The sequence below is a fragment of the Aquitalea sp. genome, assembly GCF_030150775.1.
Classification (GTDB): Bacteria; Pseudomonadota; Gammaproteobacteria; order Burkholderiales; family Chromobacteriaceae; genus Aquitalea; species Aquitalea denitrificans.
The window spans coordinates 125,926-144,645 of the sequence record NZ_JASLFG010000049.1 but is presented as its reverse complement, the minus strand read 5'-3'; the positions used below and the strand labels follow the sequence as shown (position 1 = coordinate 144,645).

At 60.7% G+C, this 18,720-nt stretch carries 16 protein-coding genes; 12 read left to right on the top strand and 4 right to left on the bottom strand.

Going from position 1 to position 18,720, the window contains the following annotated elements:
• Positions 1-97 precede the first annotated feature (97 nt).
• The 3 genes from QVF59_RS17135 to paaN all read right to left on the bottom strand — a co-directional run bounded on the left by QVF59_RS17135 (position 98) and on the right by paaN (position 3,354).
• The gene (locus QVF59_RS17135) at positions 98-808 is read right to left on the bottom strand and encodes a Clp protease ClpP (RefSeq protein ID WP_287881418.1); all 711 of its coding nucleotides are present in this window, start codon (positions 806-808) and stop codon (positions 98-100) included.
• A gap of 206 nt (positions 809-1,014) precedes the next feature.
• Positions 1,015-1,626 (bottom strand): gamma carbonic anhydrase family protein, encoded by a 612-nt coding sequence (locus QVF59_RS17130; protein WP_287881417.1) that lies wholly within the window; start codon positions 1,624-1,626, stop codon positions 1,015-1,017.
• 60 nt (positions 1,627-1,686) lie between these two features.
• Positions 1,687-3,354 carry a phenylacetic acid degradation protein PaaN gene (paaN, locus tag QVF59_RS17125; RefSeq protein ID WP_287881416.1) on the bottom strand — a complete coding sequence of 556 codons (1,668 nt, stop codon included), beginning with the start codon at positions 3,352-3,354 and terminating at the stop codon, positions 1,687-1,689.
• A gap of 274 nt (positions 3,355-3,628) precedes the next feature.
• Here paaN and paaG point away from each other — a divergent pair, with 274 nt between their 5' ends.
• The 12 genes from paaG to QVF59_RS17065 all read left to right on the top strand — a co-directional run bounded on the left by paaG (position 3,629) and on the right by QVF59_RS17065 (position 15,020).
• The gene (gene paaG / locus QVF59_RS17120) at positions 3,629-4,426 is read left to right on the top strand and encodes a 2-(1,2-epoxy-1,2-dihydrophenyl)acetyl-CoA isomerase PaaG (protein ID WP_287881415.1); all 798 of its coding nucleotides are present in this window, start codon (positions 3,629-3,631) and stop codon (positions 4,424-4,426) included.
• A gap of 1 nt (position 4,427) precedes the next feature.
• Positions 4,428-5,951: a 3-hydroxyacyl-CoA dehydrogenase PaaH gene (gene paaH / locus QVF59_RS17115; protein WP_287881414.1), complete on the top strand. Its 1,524-nt coding sequence runs from the start codon at positions 4,428-4,430 to the stop codon at positions 5,949-5,951.
• Positions 5,952-6,130: 179 nt separating this feature from the next.
• Entirely contained in the window at positions 6,131-7,441 is a 1,311-nt protein-coding gene (gene paaK, locus QVF59_RS17110) for a phenylacetate--CoA ligase PaaK (protein ID WP_287881413.1), read from the top strand.
• 186 nt (positions 7,442-7,627) lie between these two features.
• Positions 7,628-8,614 carry a 1,2-phenylacetyl-CoA epoxidase subunit PaaA gene (paaA, locus tag QVF59_RS17105; protein ID WP_287881412.1) on the top strand — a complete coding sequence of 329 codons (987 nt, stop codon included), beginning with the start codon at positions 7,628-7,630 and terminating at the stop codon, positions 8,612-8,614.
• 16 nt (positions 8,615-8,630) lie between these two features.
• Positions 8,631-9,128: a hypothetical protein gene (locus tag QVF59_RS17100; RefSeq protein WP_287881411.1), complete on the top strand. Its 498-nt coding sequence runs from the start codon at positions 8,631-8,633 to the stop codon at positions 9,126-9,128.
• 11 nt (positions 9,129-9,139) lie between these two features.
• A complete protein-coding gene (gene paaC / locus QVF59_RS17095) occupies positions 9,140-9,898 on the top strand; it encodes a 1,2-phenylacetyl-CoA epoxidase subunit PaaC (protein ID WP_287881410.1) in 759 nt (252 codons plus the stop codon).
• A gap of 11 nt (positions 9,899-9,909) precedes the next feature.
• Positions 9,910-10,407, top strand: coding sequence for a 1,2-phenylacetyl-CoA epoxidase subunit PaaD (gene paaD / locus QVF59_RS17090; RefSeq protein ID WP_089085546.1), 498 nt, complete (start codon positions 9,910-9,912; stop codon positions 10,405-10,407).
• A 44-nt stretch (positions 10,408-10,451) separates the two neighbouring features.
• Complete coding sequence (paaE, locus tag QVF59_RS17085; RefSeq protein ID WP_287881409.1) at positions 10,452-11,519, top strand: 1,2-phenylacetyl-CoA epoxidase subunit PaaE; 1,068 nt, start codon at positions 10,452-10,454, stop codon at positions 11,517-11,519.
• 78 nt (positions 11,520-11,597) lie between these two features.
• Positions 11,598-12,260, top strand: coding sequence for a TetR/AcrR family transcriptional regulator (locus QVF59_RS17080; RefSeq protein WP_089085548.1), 663 nt, complete (start codon positions 11,598-11,600; stop codon positions 12,258-12,260).
• Positions 12,223-13,002 carry an enoyl-CoA hydratase-related protein gene (locus QVF59_RS17075; protein WP_287881408.1) on the top strand — a complete coding sequence of 260 codons (780 nt, stop codon included), beginning with the start codon at positions 12,223-12,225 and terminating at the stop codon, positions 13,000-13,002. The genes QVF59_RS17080 and QVF59_RS17075 overlap by 38 nt, the downstream gene beginning before the upstream one ends.
• A gap of 27 nt (positions 13,003-13,029) precedes the next feature.
• Positions 13,030-14,235, top strand: a complete 1,206-nt coding sequence (gene pcaF / locus QVF59_RS17070) for a 3-oxoadipyl-CoA thiolase (RefSeq protein WP_287881407.1) — start codon at positions 13,030-13,032, stop codon at positions 14,233-14,235.
• Positions 14,236-14,246: 11 nt separating this feature from the next.
• A complete protein-coding gene (locus QVF59_RS17065; RefSeq protein WP_287881406.1) occupies positions 14,247-15,020 on the top strand; it encodes an enoyl-CoA hydratase in 774 nt (257 codons plus the stop codon).
• A gap of 232 nt (positions 15,021-15,252) precedes the next feature.
• On the opposite strand, the gene mfd is transcribed toward QVF59_RS17065, so the two are convergent.
• Positions 15,253-18,654 carry a transcription-repair coupling factor gene (gene mfd, locus QVF59_RS17060; RefSeq protein ID WP_287881405.1) on the bottom strand — a complete coding sequence of 1,134 codons (3,402 nt, stop codon included), beginning with the start codon at positions 18,652-18,654 and terminating at the stop codon, positions 15,253-15,255.
• Between the last annotated feature and the right edge of the window lie 66 nt (positions 18,655-18,720).

Genomic DNA, 18,720 nt, shown 5'->3' with positions numbered 1-18,720 from the left:
GCTGCGGTGTTGCGCCTTGCCGTACGCCGACTGTCTGCGTTGGCGTGGCTTGTTTCAGCGCTGCTACGCTATTTTGTTAGCCGCTCTAAGTACGGACTCAGACCGGCTTGTTCTTGCGCGGCTTGCTGGCCGGTTTGGCGACGCTGCCGGCTTCATCTTCGCCCACGGCCACCGGTTTGACCTTGGCGCTGGCCGCTTTGGGTTTGACCGCCGGCTCGCCTTTCTGGATGTGCAACAGGCGGCGGCGGATGTCGTCGGTGTCCAGCCAGATATCCTCACCCTTGCTGATGCGCTCCAGTTCCTGATCGCTCAGGAAGGGGCGGCAGACATTGCGCATCACTTTGTCGAACCATTTGCGGCTGGCCATCACCTGCGCTGCCTGCTCATTGCCCTTGCCGATGGAAGCCGATGAGTAGTTGTGGAACATCAGCTGGCAGGTGTCGTGCACGATCAGCTCATCCCCGGACAGGAAAATCAGCGCGCCCATGGAAAAGGCGCGGGCTTCCAGAATGGTGATGACATGGGCGTCGCTGGCGGCAATGTTGTTGATGATCTGCAGGCCGGTATCGAAATTGCCACCGGGGGTGTTCAGGTGCAGGAAGATCAGGTCGGTGGCACTGGCGGTGCGCAGGGTGTACAGCAGGTCGGTGTACTGGATGGGATCGACGATTTCACCGGACAGATAGTAGGAAATCTGCCGGATCACGCCTTGTGATTCGTAGCGGCGGAAGGCGGGCAGTTTGACTGCGTCGTCATCGTCATCGTCGCTGTGGCTGTGCAGCGGCGTAGGGTAGAGGGGCCGGGACATCGCTTTTCCTTTTGCTTTCGGGAGGGAATTATGCGGTCTTGCCCTTGCAGTGTAGCGCCACAACAGGGCCTCCTGCCAGTTGCATTCCGCTGCATTTATCTTGCGCGCGACCACTGTCAGCCGCTGTCTGGAAGTGGCCGTGCGCAGAGCAGGTTGGCTCCAGGGCTGGGCTTGCCCTGCTGCATGGGCTGGTATGGCGATGCTTGTTATTCAGTCAGTCCGGAGGTTTCGGCTGCGCTTGCCGCGAATACGGATAGATCAAGCATGGGGCGCTTGGCTTCGAGTGTGGATAAGGGCTGCACCGCTACCAGGCTGCGACGGCAGCGTATGGCCAGATGGTGATAAGCGCGTGTGGCGCGCTGCTTGGCAATGATTTCTTCATCGCTGAGCGTGCGCACGGCTTTGGCCGGCAGGCCCAGCAGCAACTGGCGTGGAGCGCAAACCCTGCCCGCCGGGATGAAGGCCATCGCGCCGACGATGCATTGCCGGCCTAGTCGTGCGCCATCCATCACGACGGCATTCATGCCGACCAGCACCCCGCGTTCCAGATGGCAGGCGTGCAAGACGGCACCGTGGCCGACGTGACCGTTTTCTTCAACGATCAAGGGAGTATCCACCCCGCTATGCAGCACGCAGTTGTCCTGGATATTGCTGCCTGCGGCAATGCGGATCGGGCCAAAGTCACCGCGCAGTACCGCACCCGGGCCGATATAGCAGCCCGCGCCCACCACAACGTCCCCGATCAATGTGGCTGAGGGGTGGATGAAGGCATCCGGGCTGACAACAGGAATCACTCCGTCAATTGCAAAGCACTGCATCGCGCGATCTTTCCGCAAACAAGATGAAAAACGCCCGGCAGATACCGGGCGGCAAGTGGCTTAGGCGAAACGGCGGGTTTGTACCACACGGAAGCGGTTGGCTACGAAGGCACTGTCCGATAGCGCGGCATTGGCCGCCGGGTTGCCTCCGGTGCCGTGGAAGTCGCTGAATGCAGCCGACTGATTGACCAGCACGCTGCCGGTGAGGTTGAGGGACAGCGAGACACAGGCACCTTCGGCAACCGCCTGTGCCTGCTGCTGTACGGTGGCGTCGGTGCTGTACACCGAGAAAGACAGCGCACCGTGTTTGCGTACCGTATCTTCAATAATGGCAAGGCTTTCGGTACTGCTGCTGGTTTTGATCACGAAGGCAATCGGGCCGAAATGCTCTTCCTGGTAGATTGCCTGGTCTTGTACCGACAGGGCGCGCAGCAGCGGTGTACGCACGACGGCTTCGGGATAAAGCGGGTGCGCGATGACACGACTGTCGAGCAAGGGTTGACCTAGCTTCCGTGCCGCCTCCAGCCGGGCCAGAACCCCCGGGTTCTGGATGGCACCGAGGAATTCCACCGCCTTGGCCGGGTCGGCGGTCAAGCCATTGATGGCTGAGACGATACCAGCCACCACTTCTTCGTAGGACAGATGCCCTTCCGCGCTTGCAATGCCGCCGGCCGGAATGAAAATATTCTGCGGTGCCGTGCACATTTGCCCGCCGTACAAAGCCAGCGACAGGGCGATATTGCGGCTGAGTCCTTTGAAGTCGTGGGTCGAGTCGATCACGATGGTATTAACACCCGCTTTCTCGGTGTAAACCTGTGCATGCCGACAGTTAGCCTCCAGCCATTCACCGTTTTTACGGCTGCCGGTGAAGTCGATCAGTTTGATCGCTGCGTTTTCCGCCAGCTTGCTGGCCAGCGGTTCCCCACTTTGGTTAGCGGCTAGCAGCACCACATTCGGGTCGAAGCCTGCTTCCTGCAGCACCTCGCGGGCAATCTTCACCGTGATGGCCATCGGCAGTACCGCACCTGCATGCGGTTTGACGATGACGGTGTTACCGGTTGCCAGGCTGGCGAACAAGCCCGGATAGCCATTCCAGGTGGGGAAGGTGCAGCAACCAATGACCAGACCAATGCCGCGCGGCACGATTTTCCAGTTCTTTTGCAGCACGACCGGCTCATGCTTGCCCTGCGGCTTGCTCCAGCTGCTTGAAGCCGGAATGGCGGACATTTCACGCCAGGCGTAAGCGACCGCCTCCAATCCACGGTCTTGCGCATGTGGGCCACCGGCCTGAAACGACATCATGAATGCCTGACCGGTGGTATGCATCACCGCATGAGCCATCTCGAAACTGTGCTGGTTCAGCCGTGCAAGAATCTCCAATGACACCCCCACCCAGGCTTCCGGCCCGGCCCGGCGCCAGTTCTCCAGCGCATCGCTCGAAGCGGCGATCAGGGTATCAACCTCAAAGCGCGGGTAGCGGATATTGAGTGCGCCGCTGTAGGGCGAACGTTCGCTACCAACAAGACCGCTGGCTGGGGGCTGGCCGGGAAAGTCGAATGTACTGCCAAGCAGGGCCTCGAACCTTGTCCTACCTTCATCGGCGGCTGCCTCCCCATAAATTTTCGGGCTCGGTGTCTCCGGATATGGTGTCCAGTAACCACGTTCACGAATGGCGTTCAAGGCCTGGTGCAAGGTGGCTTCATGTCGTTCAAATAGCGGATTTGCCATCGCTTCATTCCTTTCAATACAAAGGCCGAATGGTGTTTTTCGAGCCTGATCAGGGGCTGATGCTTGCGGAACTCTGTCGTGGAAACCGGTGCTGAAAAATTTCCTTGACCTGGATCACTCTAATATTGATTTACCGGTCGGTCAATGATAGATTGGGTCGGCATTAGGCACCGCTATCATTCTGTTGTTATGAAAAATCTGTATTTAAAACATTGACTTAACTGCTTGTTGGCTATGAGTGGCTTATCGGGCAGCTAACTGTACGGAGAACCACATGCGCAGCCCTTTTCAGCACATTCGCCTCGATATTGAAGCCGGCGTTGCCACCCTGACACTCACACGGCCCGATTGCTTGAATAGCTTCAATGCCGACATGCACGGTGAAGTGGCCGAGGCACTGGAGCAGCTCAGCCAGGATGAGGCGGTACGTGTGCTGGTGTTGACCGGTAGCGGACGAGGCTTTTGCGCCGGGCAGGATTTATCCGACCGGACGGTAGCTCCTTCCGATACTCCGCGCGATCTGGGAGAGTCGATTGAACGCTATTACGCCCCGCTGGTGTGCCGCTTGCGTAGCATGCCCAAGCCGGTGATTGCCGCGGTCAATGGGGTGGCCGCCGGGGCAGGTGCCAACATCGCGCTGGCCTGCGACATTGTCATCGCTGCACGATCGGCCTGCTTTATCCAGGCATTCAGCAAGATCGGCCTGATGCCGGATTCTGGCGGCAGCTATTTCCTGCCCCGCTTGCTGGGTAATGCACGCGCCATGGGGCTGGCGCTGCTGGCGGACAAGTTGCCAGCCGAGCAGGCCGCAGCATGGGGGCTGATCTGGCGTTGTGTAGACGATGCCGATTTTGCCGCCGAGGTGGCAAGTACCGCCCGCCAGTTGGCCGCGGGGCCGACGCTGGCTTATGCACGCATCAAGCAGGCCATGCATGCTGCCGAGCGCAATACGCTGGAGCAGCAGCTTGAACTGGAGCGTACTTTTCAGCGCGAACTTGGCTACAGCGCCGATTATGGCGCAGGTGTGGCGGCCTTCATGGCCAAGCGCATACCGCAATTTGTGGGGAAATGAGATGGCACTGACAAGCAAGGATCGTATCGGCGTAGTGGGAGCCGGTGCCATGGGCCGGGGTATTGCCGCGGTCGCTGCCAGAGCGGGTCATGAGGTTTACCTGTTCGATATGGATGCTGCCTCCGCCCTGGCGGCACCTGGCTTGATCAGTGCCGAATGGCAGGTGCTGGTGGATCGTGGCAAATGGACCGATGCGGAGCAGGATGCTGCCTGTGCGCGCCTGCATCCGGTTTCCACGCTGGCAGAACTGGCTGATGCCGCACTGGTGATCGAGGCCATTGTCGAACTGGCTGAGCCGAAACAAGCCCTGTTCCGGGCGCTGGAAGCCGTGTTGTCCGAGTCGGCCATTCTTGCCTCCAACACCTCATCGATTTCAATTACCACGCTGGCGCGTGGCCTGGTCCATCCCCAGCGATGCGCCGGCCTGCACTTTTTCAACCCCGCCACCAAGATGAAGCTGGTCGAGGTGATCAGCGGCTTGGGAACCGATCCGGCGGTGGTCGACCTCCTGTGCGACACGGTCCGCGCCTGGGGCAAGCTGCCGGTGCGGGCGCAGTCAACGCCGGGTTTCATTGTCAATCGCGTGGCCCGTCCTTACTACGCTGAGGGGCTGCGGACTCTGGCCGAAGCGGCTGCCCAGCCCGAGGTGATTGACACCTTGCTGCGCAGGGCCGGGGGGTTTCCGATGGGGCCATTCGAATTGATGGACCTGATCGGCAACGACGTCAATTTCGCCGTGACCAGCTCGGTTTTTGCCGCCATGTACAACGACGGACGTTTTCAACCTTCGCTGCAACAGCAGGAGCGCGTTGCCGCGGGGTGGATGGGACGTAAGACGGGGCGGGGTTTCTACGACTATCGCGACCAGGCCGCCCGGTCTGAGCCGCCAGCACTGGCGCGACAAGCCGCGCCGCACAAGGTGCGGGTGGTTGGCGATCTTGGTATTGCCGAGCCGCTGCTGCATCGATTGATGCAGGCAGGGCTTGCGGTCGAGCGGCAAGCAGCGCAAGGGATTGGCTACCTGATATTGGCAGGAGAGCTGCGACTGGCATTGACTGATGGTCGGACTGCCACGGTTCGCGCATCGGAAACCGGACACCCGAACTGGGTGCTGTTTGATCTGGCCCAGGACTACATAAGTACAAGCCACTTGGCCTTATGCGTTTCAGATCAGGCAGCTACCGGTGCATTGGAACAAGCTGCCGGCTTGCTACAGGTGGCGGGCATCACGATTTTGCCCATTGATGACATCGCCGGGATGGTGGTGATGCGCACGATGGCGATGCTGGCCAACGAGGCGGCCGATGCTGTGCTGTTTGACATCGCCAGCGCGGCAGATGTCGACTTGGCGATGCGCTACGGCACCAATTATCCGGTCGGTCCTCTGGCGTGGGCCGATGGCTTCGGTGCTGCCCGCCTGGCCCAGGTGCTTGAAGCACTGCACCGCCATTATGGCGAGAGCCGCTACCGCATTTCCCCCTTGATTCGTCGTCGCGCTGCGGCGGGAAGACGCCTGCATGCCTGACACCCATGTGCTGCCGCATGCGGAAAATGCCCTCGCCTGCATGTTGTCGCAGGGCAGAAGGCTGGCATGACATCACGGTTTATACACAACGCAGAGCACGCCTGGCGTTGCTGGTCTTGCCGGACTGGCGCGCGAAAAACAGAACGGGGTGACCCGATCCACACAAGAGGAGAAACACCATGGTGAGCAAAGTAGCCCAGGCCCACGAACTGGAGCCGATAGAAACCGCCAGCCGCGATGAATTGAGTGCCTTGCAACTGCAGCGGCTCCGATGGTCGCTCAAGCACACCTACGACAATGTGGCACCATTTCGTGCCAAATGTGCAGCGATTGGGGTGCATCCGGAAGATGTAAAGTCGCTGGAAGACCTGAAACTGTTTCCGTTCACCACCAAGTCCGATTTGCGCGAGCACTACCCGTTTGGTTTGTTTGCAACACCACGCAAGGATGTCGTGCGTATCCACGCGTCCAGCGGCACTACCGGACGCCCCACCGTGGTTGGCTATACCCAGAACGATATCAATACCTGGGCCGGTATCGTGGCACGCTCGGTGTACGCCGCAGGGGGGCGCAAGGGGGACATCGTGCATATCGCCTACGGTTACGGACTGTTTACCGGCGGCATGGGCGCACATTATGGTGCGGAGCGACTTGGTTGTACGGTGGTGCCGATGTCCGGTGGCCAAACTGAAAAGCAGGTGCAGCTGATCCGTGATTTTCAGCCCGACATCATCATGGTGACGCCATCCTATATGCTGAACATTCTCGACGAGATGACGCGGCAGGGGCTTGATGCGGCCAAATCTTCGCTCAAGGTGGGGATTTTCGGTGCAGAACCCTGGACCGGGCAGATGCGCCTTGAAATCGAAAAGCGCGCTGGTATTGATGCGGTGGACATTTATGGCTTGTCCGAAGTGATGGGACCGGGAGTGGCCAGCGAGTGCATCGAAAGCAAGGATGGGCCGGTTATCTGGGAAGACCACTTCTATCCGGAAATCATTGATCCGGTCACGGGGGAGGTGTTGCCGGATGGCGAGGAGGGTGAGCTGGTGCTGACATCCTTGAGCAAGGAAGCGTTTCCTGTGATTCGCTACCGCACGCGTGACCTGACCCGTCTGTTGCCCCCCACATCGCGCTCCATGCGGCGTATCGACAAGATTGTCGGTCGCTCTGACGACATGCTGATCATCCGCGGCGTGAACGTTTTTCCAACCCAGATCGAAGAATTGATCCTGCGGCTTGATTCGCTAACCCCGCATTTTTATTTGGAAGTGGATAAAGATGGCCATCTGGACGTGTTGACCGTTTTTGTTGAACGCGACCCGGCGGGCTATGCCTCTGATGCAGCCAAAATGCGCATGGCCAAGGAATTGCAGCAGATGATCAAGAGCAATGTCGGGGTCAGTACCCTGGTAGAGGTGGTTGAGCCGATGACGATCATGCGCTCGGTAGGCAAGGTGCGGCGTGTGATCGACAAGCGTCCGCACTAAGCGGGCTGGATGCAGGTTCATTACCGTCCTTTTTTTTCTTGCTTTTTAATTTACCGACCGGTAAGTTAATTAAATTCGCCAGCAATCCACCGCGCCTTGCCACTGCGTCAGCAAAGCACAGGCAGCTTGTGGCGAATGATGAAATGACGACGTTTCTTACCCATTCATCGACAAGGAGTTGTGCAGATGTACACACAAGCTTTGGACTTGCCCGGTGCACAAGCGACCGGCAATGCAGTGACAGAAGCGCCGTGTGCCGGCTTCGACGAGAAGCTGGCGGCCGATATCAAGATCGAGCCATCAGACCCGATGCCCGATGCCTATCGCAAGACGCTGATCCGCCAGATTTCCCAACATGCCCATTCGGAGATTGTTGGCATGCTGCCGGAAGGAAACTGGATCACCCGTGCGCCAACGTTAAAGCGCAAGGCCATCCTGCTGGCCAAGGTGCAGGACGAAGGGGGGCATGGCCTGTATCTGTATGCCGCAGCCGAAACGCTGGGCGTCAGCCGCGACACCATGGTGGCTGCCTTGCTGGACGGCAGTGCCAAGTATTCGAGCATCTTCAACTACCCGACGCTGTCCTGGGCTGATATCGGTGTCATCGGCTGGCTGGTGGATGGAGCCGCCATTACCAACCAGGTACCGCTGTGTCGCTGCTCTTACGGCCCTTATGCCCGCGCGATGGTCAGGGTGTGCAAAGAGGAAAGCTTCCACCAGCGCCAAGGCTATGACCTGTTGGTGGCCATGATGAAAGGCAGCCCGGAGCAGCGCGCGATGGTGCAGGAGGCGGTGGACCGCTGGTGGTGGCCGGTACTGATGATGTTTGGCCCGCACGACCAGGATTCGGTACACAACGGCACCAGCATGAAGTGGGGTATCAAGCGCTTCTCCAATGACGATCTGCGGCAGAAATTCGTCGATGCCACTGTTCCGCAGGCCGAGGTGCTCGGTGTAACGCTGCCCGACCCCGCGCTGAAGTGGAATGCTGAGCGTGGCCATTACGATTTCGGCGCCATCGACTGGGAAGAATTCTGGCAGGTGGTCAAGGGCAATGGTCCTTGTAACCGCGAACGCATGGCGGCCCGCATCAAGGCGCACGAAGACGGTAGTTGGGTACGTGAAGCCGCCCGTGTGCATGCCGAGAAAAAAATCGCCAGGCCGGCTCACTAATCCGGAGGACTCCACGATGACAGAATTGCACGAGCAATGGCCGCGGTACGAGGTTTTCATCAAAAGCCGTAACGGTCTTGAGCACAAGCATTCCAGCAGCCTGCACGCCACCGACGGCCAGCATGCATTGCTGTTGGCGCGCGATGTCTACACCCGGCGTCAGGAAGGCAACAGCCTGTGGGTGGTGGCTGCCAGTGATGTCAGTCAGAACGGCGCGGCGCCTGTTGCTGGCACGAGCGAGACCCCGCGGCAGTTTGAAGTTTTCTTGCGGCTGAAACCAGGGCTGGATCACAAGCACATTGGCAGTGTCGACGCCTGTGATGCTGCGGCAGCGCTACGCAGTGCAGAAACAGCCTTTGGACAATATCCGGCAGGCAGTCTGTGGGTGCTACCTTCTGCATCCGTGCTGACCAGCGAGGCCGTGTGGAGTGAGCCGTTTTTCGATGCAATGGCCGACAAAACCTACCGCTTGCCCACCTTCTACCAGCTTCCCGCCGCCGTCAACAATATGTAAGGAGCCCAGCCATGGCTGAAATTGATAAGCAAGACCTGATCGACTATCTGCTGCGCCTGGGCGACTCCACACTGGTACTGGGCCAGCGGCTGTCCGAATGGTGCGGCCATGCACCAGCGATCGAAGAAGACATCGCACTGACCAATACCGCGCTCGACCTGATCGGCCAGGCGCGTCAGCTATTGAGCTATGCCGGAGAGCTGGAAGGCAGTGGCCGTGACGAGGATGCACTTGCCTTCCTGCGTGACGAGCTGGAATTCCACAATCTGACGCTGACCGAGCTGGATGGCGGCGATTTTGGCCGCACGGTGCTGCGCGTGCTGTTGTTTGCCGCCTATCAGGTGGTGTTGTGGCAGGCATTGCAGCGCTCCACCGATGCCCGCCTGGCCGCCATCGCCGAAAAGAGCCTCAAGGAAAGCCGCTATCACCTGCGTTATGGTGCCGATTGGGTAGTGCGACTGGGCGATGGAACTAAGGAGTCGCACCGCCGCATGCAGGCGGCACTGGAATACTTGTGGTCCTTCACCGCAGAGCTGTTTGACCGGGACGAGGTGGAAGCACGGCTGGCAGGCGTGGTCCCTGCCTCAGATAGCTTGCGCAGCGCCTGGGAAGGCATTGTGCTGCCGGTGCTGGCCGCAGCAACGCTGCCAGTGCCGACAGTGGCAGGCTGCCTGAGCCGCGGCAAGTATGGCATCCACAGCGAGGCGCTGGGTCCGCTATTGGCGCAGATGCAGTTTCTGCAGCGCGCCTATCCCGGCGGCAACTGGTAAAGGGAGGCGTGATGTTAACCATAGCCCAAGCCTGGGCGGTGCTGCACCAGGTACCCGACCCGGAAATACCCGTGCTGTCCTTATGCGATTTAGGCATCGTGCGCGATATCCGCCGCCATGGGGCAGACCTGCAGGTGACGCTCACGCCCACTTACTCCGGCTGTCCTGCCACCGAAGTGATTGAGGCTTCGGTGCGCGATGCGCTGACGGCTGCCGGGGCCGGCCCCCTGCGGCTGAGTACGCAGCTCAGCCCGGCCTGGACCACCGACTGGATCAGTGAGGAGGGGCGGCGCAAATTGCGCGAGTACGGTATTGCGCCGCCGGAGCATCGGGCGGAAACGTCCGAGGACGGCTGGCAGATTCTGCACTTCACGCCATTGCACCCGGCCTGCCCGCGCTGCGGCAGCAAGCACAGCGAGCGCCTGAGCCAGTTTGGTGCTACCGCCTGCAAGGCGCTGTACCGCTGCCAGGACTGCCGCGAACCATTCGAGTACTTCAAACCCATTTAAGCCTAAGTCTTCCGCCAGGGAATCTACGGAGCAAGGACCCCACCATGAGTACGAATTTTCATTTGCTGCGCATCGCCGAAGTGCGCCAAGAGAGCGAAGAGGCGATATCGCTCCGCTTTGAAGTCCCCCCCGCGCTGGCCGACACCTACCGCTTTATCCAGGGCCAGCATCTCACCTTGCGCGCCAATATTGGCGGCGCTGACGTACGCCGCTCCTATTCGATCTGCAGCGGCATTGGCGATGGCGAGCTGCGTATTGCCATCAAGCAAGTGGCAAACGGAATCTTCTCCACCTATGCCAACAAGGAATTGCGTGCGGGGCAGCGTATCGAGGTATTGCCACCGGATGGCCGTTTTTTTGTACCGCTGGCCGCAGGCAATAAAAAACATTACCTGGCGATCGTGGCCGGCAGTGGCATCACGCCGCTGTTGTCCATCATCAAGACCACGCTGGCAGTAGAGCCGAACAGCCGCTTCACCTTGCTGTACGGCAACCAGCGGCGCGGCACCATTCTGTTTGCCGACGCCCTGGCGGCACTGAAAGCCCGCTTCATGGACCGCTTCGCCGTCTATCACTTCCTCACGCGTGAGGCGCAGGAGCTGGAACTGTTTAATGGTCGGCTGGACGCTGCGCGCCTGCAACGGATATTCGACACCCTGCTGCTGCTCTCCAACATCTCCGACGCCTTTGTGTGCGGCCCCAACGAGATGATCGATGACGCCATCGGCGCTTTGCAGCAGGCTGGCTTGCCGCACGCGCATATCCATACCGAGCGCTTTTGCGTACCGCAGGGGGCCGATACACCGCGCACGGCGCGGGACGATGAAGCGGCACAAGCCACCGTGACGGTCATCATGGACGGCCTTGCCCGTGAGGTGGGATTGTCGGCAGGACAAAGCATTCTGGATGCCGCCGTCAGCGCAGGGATCGATCTACCCTATTCGTGTAAAGGTGGGGTATGCTGCACCTGCCGTGCCAAGGTCCTTGCTGGCCAAGTGCGCATGGATAAGAATTTCGCCCTCGAACCGGCAGAAGTCGAGCAGGGCTTTGCACTCACCTGTCAGGCGCATCCGCTTACCGAAAACGTTGTGGTCAGTTTTGACGAACGTTGACATGCCGTACTCCGAATGAAGGGGGCCGTTTTCGCATAAGCCGAGTCTGACGCACCACGAATCAAGCAGACCCCGGATATGGCAAGAACAAAATCCCCCAATTTCGAAGTACAGCGCAGCACCATACTGGAGAACGCCGCGCAGTTGTTTGCGCAGAAAAGTTTCCCCAGTGCATCGATAGCCCAACTGGCTGAATTATGTGGCATGTCGAAGCCGCTGCTGTATCACTACTATCGGGACAAGTTGCATCTCTTGTTCGATATCGCCGACACCTACCTCGACCGCCTGGTTGCCATTGAGGATGAGGTCGCCGGACAAGGGCTGGATACCGAAGCGCACCTGACCGAGCTTATCGTCCGTTTCATGGAAGAATATGCCACGTCGCGCCACTACCATATCGTGTTGGTGCAGGACGTGAAATTCCTGGAGGACGAGGCATACCGCAAGGTGGCCGAGAAGCAACGCCAGGTGGTGGACGGGTTTGCCAGGCTGATTGCCAGCTTGCGTCCGGAGTTGACGGCGGTGCAGATCAAGCCGGTGGCCATGACGCTGTTCGGCATGATGAACTGGACCTTTACCTGGTTTCGTGCCGATGGCCCGATAGATAGAGCAGCAATGGCGGAGATCGTCAGTCAGATGTTCCTGCATGGTGTGTATAGCCCCGGCTTGCCGCATATACCGCCCAGGCAGGAGGAGACTCCGCATGAGCAAGTACACCTACCTGAAAACGGCGCAGCATGAACGCGTTGCGCATATCGAAATTCACCGTCCCGCCCAGCGCAATGCGCTGAATGAAGAACTGGTGCAGGAGCTGGAGGCGGCCTTGATGGCCGCAGACCAGGACCCAGGCACCAGTGTCATTGTCCTGTCTGGCAACGAAAAGGCATTCGCCGCCGGTGCCGACATCGGTTGCATGGCCGAATGGGACTTCCATGATGTGTTTCTCTCCGACTATGTCACCCGGCACTGGGAAAGTGCGCGCACCCTGCGCAAGCCGCTGATCGCCGCGATTTGCGGTTACGCGATTGGTGGGGGCTGCGAACTGGCGATGATGTGTGATGTCGTCGTGGCCGGTGTCTCGGCCAAGTTCGGCCAGCCCGAAGTCAAGATCGGGACTTTGCCCGGCATGGGCGGCACCCAGCGCCTGCCTCGCGCCATCGGCAAAGCCAAGGCGATGGAATGGTGTTTGAGCGGCAATTTCTATAGCGCCGCCGAAGCCGAAAAAGCCGGCCTGGTATCCCGCGTGGTGGCCGACGAGGCCGTCCTCGACACCGCTTTTGAACTGGCACAGCAGATGGCCGGCTACTCGCTGCCGGTGCTGATGATGATCAAGGAGTCGCTGGGCCGGGCTTTCGAATCCAGCTTGTCCGAAGGGCTGCTGTTCGAGCGGCGGGTCTTTCACGCCAGTTTCGCGCTGCAAGACCAAAAAGAAGGCATGAACGCCTTTGTCGAAAGACGTCCGCCCGCTTTCCATCACCGCTAATCCCAGCCACGCCTTCGAGACAACATCATGACCCACGCTTATATTTGCGATGGCATTCGCACCCCTTTTGGCCGCTACGGCGGTGCACTGTCTTCCATTCGTACAGATGATCTAGCTGCCATCCCGATTCGTGCGCTGTGTGAGCGCCACCCCGACCTTGACTGGAGCCTGGTGGACGAGCTGATTTATGGCTGTGCCAATCAGGCCGGAGAAGACAACCGCAATATTGCGCGCATGGCAGGCCTGCTGGCCGGCCTGCCCGTCTGCGTGCCCGGCACGACGATCAACCGGCTGTGTGGTTCCGGCATGGACGCCATTGGTATGGCCGCGCGCAGCATTGTGGCGGGCGAGGCCGACTTGATCATCGCTGGTGGCGTGGAGAGCATGTCGCGCGCGCCCTTTGTGTTGGGCAAGGCGGACAAGCCGTTTGCGCGCAGCGCCAAGGTGGAAGACACAACCATAGGCTGGCGCTTTATCAACCCGAGGATGAAGCAACAGTACGGGGTCGATTCCATGCCCGAGACCGCCGAGAACGTCGCCACTGATTTCCGGGTGAATCGCTGCGATCAGGATGCCTTTGCGCTACGCAGCCAGCAGCGCTACGCCGCCGCCCTGGCCAATGGTTTTTTCACGGACGAAATTGTGCCGGTAGCGGTGCCACGTCCAAAGGGCGAAGCACTGTTCATCCAGCATGATGAACACCCGCGCCCGGATACCACCCTGGCCATGCTGGCCAAGTTGAACGGTGTGGTGCGCGCCGACGGCACGGTGACGGCGGGCAATGCCTCCGGTGTGAATGATGGTGCCGTGGCCTTGTTGATTGCCAGCCAAGCGGCGGTGGCACGTCATGCGCTCACCCCGCGCGCCAGAATACTGGGCATGGCGAGCGCGGGGGTGGAGCCGCGCATTATGGGCATCGGCCCGGCACCTGCCAGCCAGAAACTGCTCCAGCGCCTGGGCCTGCACATTCAGGACATGGACGTGATTGAACTGAACGAGGCCTTTGCCGCGCAGGGTTTGGCGGTGCTCCGTACATTGGGCCTGGCGGATGATGCCGCGCAGGTGAACCCGAATGGCGGAGCAATTGCATTGGGGCACCCACTTGGTGCTTCCGGCGCAAGGCTGGTGCTGACCGCGCTACGGCAACTGGAAGCCACCGGCGGTCGGCTGGCGCTATGCACCATGTGTATCGGCGTCGGCCAGGGCATCGCCATGGTGATTGAGCGCATATAAAGGAGGCGATCATGACCGAACCATTACTGCTGGACTACCCGGAGCAGGGCATTGCCCGTTTGCGTCTGCACCGCCCCGAAGCGCGAAATGCGCTGAACATGGCGCTACGCCAGGCACTGGCGGACGCGCTCAGACACTTGTCCGACACCCCGGAGATACGCGTCATCGTGCTGACCGGCAACGAACAGGCTTTTGCTGCCGGGGCGGATCTCAAGGAACTGGCCGACATCGGCAGCATCGCGCTGATGCAGCGCCAGGTACACAAACTATGGCAAGCGGTGGCCGAATGCCCGAAACCGATTATCGCTGCCGTGTCTGGCTATGCTTTGGGCGGCGGCTGCGAATTGGCGATGCATGCCGACATTATCGTGGCGGGGGAGTCGGCACAATTCGCGCAACCGGAAATCAAGGTTGGCATCATGCCTGGAGCCGGCGGCACACAACGCCTGCTGCGCGCCGTGGGCAAGGCGCAGGCCATGCGGATGCTGCTGACCGGTTGCATGGTTGGCGCGCAACAAGCATTGGCGATGGGCTTGATCAGCGAAGTGGTCGCGGATGAGGCCGTTGAGCACCGCGCCATCGAGCTGGCACGCAGCATTGCAGCCATGCCACCGCTGGCGGTGCAACAGATCAAGGAAGTGGTTTTGGCCGGAGCCGACGTGCCATTGGCAACTGCCTTGATGCTGGAGCGCAAAGCCTACCAGATATTGTTTTCATCAGAAGACCAGAAGGAAGGCATGCAGGCCTTCTTTGACAAGCGAAGGCCGCAATACCTGGGGCGCTAGTCTGTGGTGGTGGGCGCGCCCGGCTTGCGGAAACACCCGGCAGTCGGGCGCAGCGGCAGCCTTGCCATGTTGACATCGCATCTGTGACAGGCGGCGGAAGGCCGCGCGGCTGCTTTGCTCGCCTGGCGGCTGTCGAACGGGGGGACTGGCAAGCCTGAGATGGACAAACGCCGAAACGGTGTCGCAACACTGTTTCGGCGTTGACCGGACTTCCGTGGTTTTGATCCAGGCCTTAGCTCAGCTCCTTCAGCAGCTCCTTCACCCGCACCACGCGTAGGCCCACTTCTTCTATTTTTGATTCCACCCGCAGCTTGTCCTGCCCGGCCAGTTTGTAGTTCTTCTTGCTCTGGATCAGCTGGATGATCTTCATCGGGTCGATCGGCGGGTTCTTGATGAACTGCAACTGGATGGCCACTTCGCTGGCGTCCAGCTTGGCCACGCCCAGCGGCTTGGCCAGCAGGCGCAGGCGGTGGCTTTCAATCAGCGTTTTCACCGTTTGTGGCGGCAGGCCGAAGCGGTCGATCAGCTCTTCGTGGATGGCGTCGATGTCCTGCTCGGTGTCGCAGGTGGCCAGGCGCTTGTACAGCACCAGCCGTTCATGCACATCCGGGCAGTAGGCATCCGGCAGCAGCGCCGGGCTGTGCAGATTGATTTCGGTGGTGACGCCCAGCGGTGCGTCCAGGTCTGGCTCGCGGCCTTTTTTCAGGTCGCGCACGGCTTGCTTGAGCATCTCGGTAAACAGCGAGAAGCCCACTTCCTGCATTTCGCCCGACTGGCCTTCGCCCAGCACTTCGCCCGCGCCACGGATTTCCATATCGTGCATGGCCAGATAGAAACCGGCCCCCAGCTCGCCGGACAGCTGGATGGCTTCCAGCCGTTTGCCGGCGTCCTTGGTCATGCCGTCCGGGGTCAGCAGATAGGCATAGGCCTGGTGATGGCTGCGACCCACCCGGCCGCGCAACTGGTGCAGCTGGGCCAGGCCGAACTTGTCGGCGCGGTTGATCAGGATGGTGTTGGCATTGGGAATGTCGATGCCGGTTTCGATGATGGTGGAGCACAACAGTACATTGAAGCGCTGTTGCAGGAAGTCGCGCATCACCTGTTCCAGCTCGCGTTCGCGCAACTGGCCATGGGCCACGCCGATGCGGGCCTCTGGCACCAGTTCGGCCAGCTTTTCCCGCATGTTCTCGATGGTGTCGACTTCGTTATGCAGGAAGAACACCTGACCGCCGCGCTTGAGTTCGCGCAGCACGGCTTCGCGGATCACGCCGTTGCTGGCCGGGCTGATGAAGGTTTTCACCGCCAGCCGGCGATTGGGGGCGGTGGCGATGACGGAGAAGTCACGCAGGCCCTCCAGCGCCATCGACAGTGTGCGCGGAATCGGCGTGGCGGTGAGGGTGAGCACGTCCACATTGGCGCGCAGGCGCTTGAGCTGTTCCTTCTGGCGCACGCCAAAGCGGTGCTCTTCGTCGATGATCACCAGCCCCAGGTTCTTGAACTGCACGTCCGGCTGCACCAGCTTGTGGGTGCCGATTACGATGTCCACCGTACCTTCGGCAAGGCCAGCCAGCGCGGCCTTGCTTTCCTTGGCGCTGCGAAAGCGCGACAGCTCGGCGATTTTGATCGGCCAGTCGTTGAAGCGGTCGGAGAAATTCTGGAAATGCTGCTCGGCCAGCAGGGTGGTGGGCACCAGCAGCGCCACCTGTTTGCCGCCCATCACCGCGACAAAAGCTGCGCGCAGCGCGACTTCGGTCTTGCCGAAACCCACGTCGCCGCAGACCAGACGGTCCATCGGCTTGCCGCTGCACATGTCGTGGATGACGGCCTCGATGGCATTGGCCTGATCGATGGTTTCCTCAAAGCCGAAACCGGCGGCGAAGGCATCGTAATCGTGGTGCGACAGGGTGAAGCTGTGGCCTTCGCGCGCGGCGCGCTGGGCGTATAGATTAAGCAGCTCGGCGGCGGTATCGCGCGCTTTTTCAGCAGCGCGCTTTTTGGCCTTTTCCCAGGCCGGGTTGCCCAGCTTGTGCAGCGGGGCCTGCTCGGACGGGCCACCGGCATAGCGCGAAATCAGGTGCAGCTGGCTGACCGGCACATACAGGGTGGCGTTGTCGGCGTATTCCAGCTGCATCAGCTCGGTTTCGCCTTCGCCCAGGTCCATCGACACCAGGCCGATATAGCGGCCGATGCCGTGCTGTTCGTGCACCACCGGGTCGCCGGATTTCACCTCGGCCAGGTCGCGCAGCATGGAGTCCGAGCTCATCTTCACATGGCGGCGGCGGGTGTGGCTGCGCGCGATGTGCTGGTACAGCTCGCTCTCGGTGATGATGGACAGCGGCGGTTGCTGCTGGGCAAAGCCGGAATACAGCGGGGCCACCACCAGCGCCAGCGGCATGTTGCCGTTGGCAAACTCCTGCCAGTTGTCGATCAGTTGTGGCTTGATGCCATGTTCCTGCAGGAACTGCACCATGGTTTCGCGCCGGCCCAGGCTTTCTGCTGTCAGCAGCACGCGCTGGCCGCTGGTCTGCAGATAATGCGCCAGCTTGTGCAGCGGGTTGTCGGCGCGGCGCTCGACGGCCAGGTCGGGCAGGCTCAGGCTGGCGGCATCCGCTTCGGCTGCCGCAGGTATTTCAATGCGCGAATAAGGCTTGATGCGGCCGAGGAATTCGTCCTGACGCAAGAACACATCGGCCGGTGGCAATACCGGGCGTTCCGGGTCGCCCTGTGCCATGTGGTAGCGGTTCTGTACGTCCTTCCAGAAGGTATCGGCGGCTCCGGCCACGTCGCGGTGCAGCACCACCAGCGCCGATTCGCCCACGTAGTCGAACAGGGTGGCGGTTTCGTCGAAGAACAGCGGCAGGTAGTACTCGATGCCGGCGGGGAACAGATTGGCCGACACATCCTTATAGATGCGGCTCTTGGACGGGTCGCCTTCCATGCGCTCGCGGTAGTGCTGGCGGAAGGCGGTGACGCCGCTTTCATCGGCCGGGTATTCGCGTGCCGGCAGCATGCGGATTTCCGGCACCGGGTACAGCGTACGCTGGCTGTCCGGGTCGAAGGTGCGCAGGCTGTCGATTTCCTTGTCAAACAGGTCGATGCGGTAGGGCAGGGTGCTGCCCATGGGGAACAGGTCCACCAGACCGCCACGAATGGAAAACTCGCCCGGTGCCATCACCTGGGTGACGTGGTTGTAGCCGGCCATCACCATGTCGGCGCGCAGTTGCTCCACATCCAGTTGCTGCTTGCTTTGCAACAAGAAGGTGCGGCCCAGCAGGTAGCTGACCGGCGCGAGCCGTGTCATGGCGGTGCTGACCGGTGCAATCACCACCTGGCATTCGCCACGGTGAATCTGCCACAACGTGGCCAGCCGCTCGCTCACCAGCTCGCCGTGCGGCGAAAAGTGGTCGTAAGGCAGCGTCTCCCAATCGGGCAGCAAGGCGGCCTTGATATCGGGGGCAAACCATGGCAACTCGGCCTTCAGCCGTTGCGCGGACTGGGCATCGGCAGTCAGTACCAGCAGGGTATGGCCTGCCTGGGCCAGACCGGCCAGTACGGCGGCATCCAGGCCATCGGGCAGGGCGGGGCAGCGGGTCTTCTGACCGGCTGGTGCAATGCGGGGCAGTGTGTCCAACATTCTTCTTCACATTCGTGGATCTGCGGGTATTATACCAGCGGGCATTTCATACCAACGGTGTGTTTG

Excerpts from the sequence above, each read along its gene's own strand:
- QVF59_RS17135 (WP_287881418.1), bottom strand. The coding sequence starts at position 808 with ATGTCCCGGCCCCTCTACCCTACGCCGCTGCACAGCCACAGCGACGAT.
- QVF59_RS17130 (WP_287881417.1), bottom strand. The coding sequence starts at position 1,626 with ATGCAGTGCTTTGCAATTGACGGAGTGATTCCTGTTGTCAGCCCGGAT.
- paaN (WP_287881416.1), bottom strand. The coding sequence starts at position 3,354 with ATGGCAAATCCGCTATTTGAACGACATGAAGCCACCTTGCACCAGGCC.
- paaG (WP_287881415.1), top strand. The coding sequence starts at position 3,629 with ATGCGCAGCCCTTTTCAGCACATTCGCCTCGATATTGAAGCCGGCGTT.
- paaH (WP_287881414.1), top strand. The coding sequence starts at position 4,428 with ATGGCACTGACAAGCAAGGATCGTATCGGCGTAGTGGGAGCCGGTGCC.
- paaK (WP_287881413.1), top strand. The coding sequence starts at position 6,131 with ATGGTGAGCAAAGTAGCCCAGGCCCACGAACTGGAGCCGATAGAAACC.
- paaA (WP_287881412.1), top strand. The coding sequence starts at position 7,628 with ATGTACACACAAGCTTTGGACTTGCCCGGTGCACAAGCGACCGGCAAT.
- QVF59_RS17100 (WP_287881411.1), top strand. The coding sequence starts at position 8,631 with ATGACAGAATTGCACGAGCAATGGCCGCGGTACGAGGTTTTCATCAAA.
- paaC (WP_287881410.1), top strand. The coding sequence starts at position 9,140 with ATGGCTGAAATTGATAAGCAAGACCTGATCGACTATCTGCTGCGCCTG.
- paaD (WP_089085546.1), top strand. The coding sequence starts at position 9,910 with ATGTTAACCATAGCCCAAGCCTGGGCGGTGCTGCACCAGGTACCCGAC.
- paaE (WP_287881409.1), top strand. The coding sequence starts at position 10,452 with ATGAGTACGAATTTTCATTTGCTGCGCATCGCCGAAGTGCGCCAAGAG.
- QVF59_RS17080 (WP_089085548.1), top strand. The coding sequence starts at position 11,598 with ATGGCAAGAACAAAATCCCCCAATTTCGAAGTACAGCGCAGCACCATA.
- QVF59_RS17075 (WP_287881408.1), top strand. The coding sequence starts at position 12,223 with ATGAGCAAGTACACCTACCTGAAAACGGCGCAGCATGAACGCGTTGCG.
- pcaF (WP_287881407.1), top strand. The coding sequence starts at position 13,030 with ATGACCCACGCTTATATTTGCGATGGCATTCGCACCCCTTTTGGCCGC.
- QVF59_RS17065 (WP_287881406.1), top strand. The coding sequence starts at position 14,247 with ATGACCGAACCATTACTGCTGGACTACCCGGAGCAGGGCATTGCCCGT.
- mfd (WP_287881405.1), bottom strand. The coding sequence starts at position 18,654 with ATGTTGGACACACTGCCCCGCATTGCACCAGCCGGTCAGAAGACCCGC.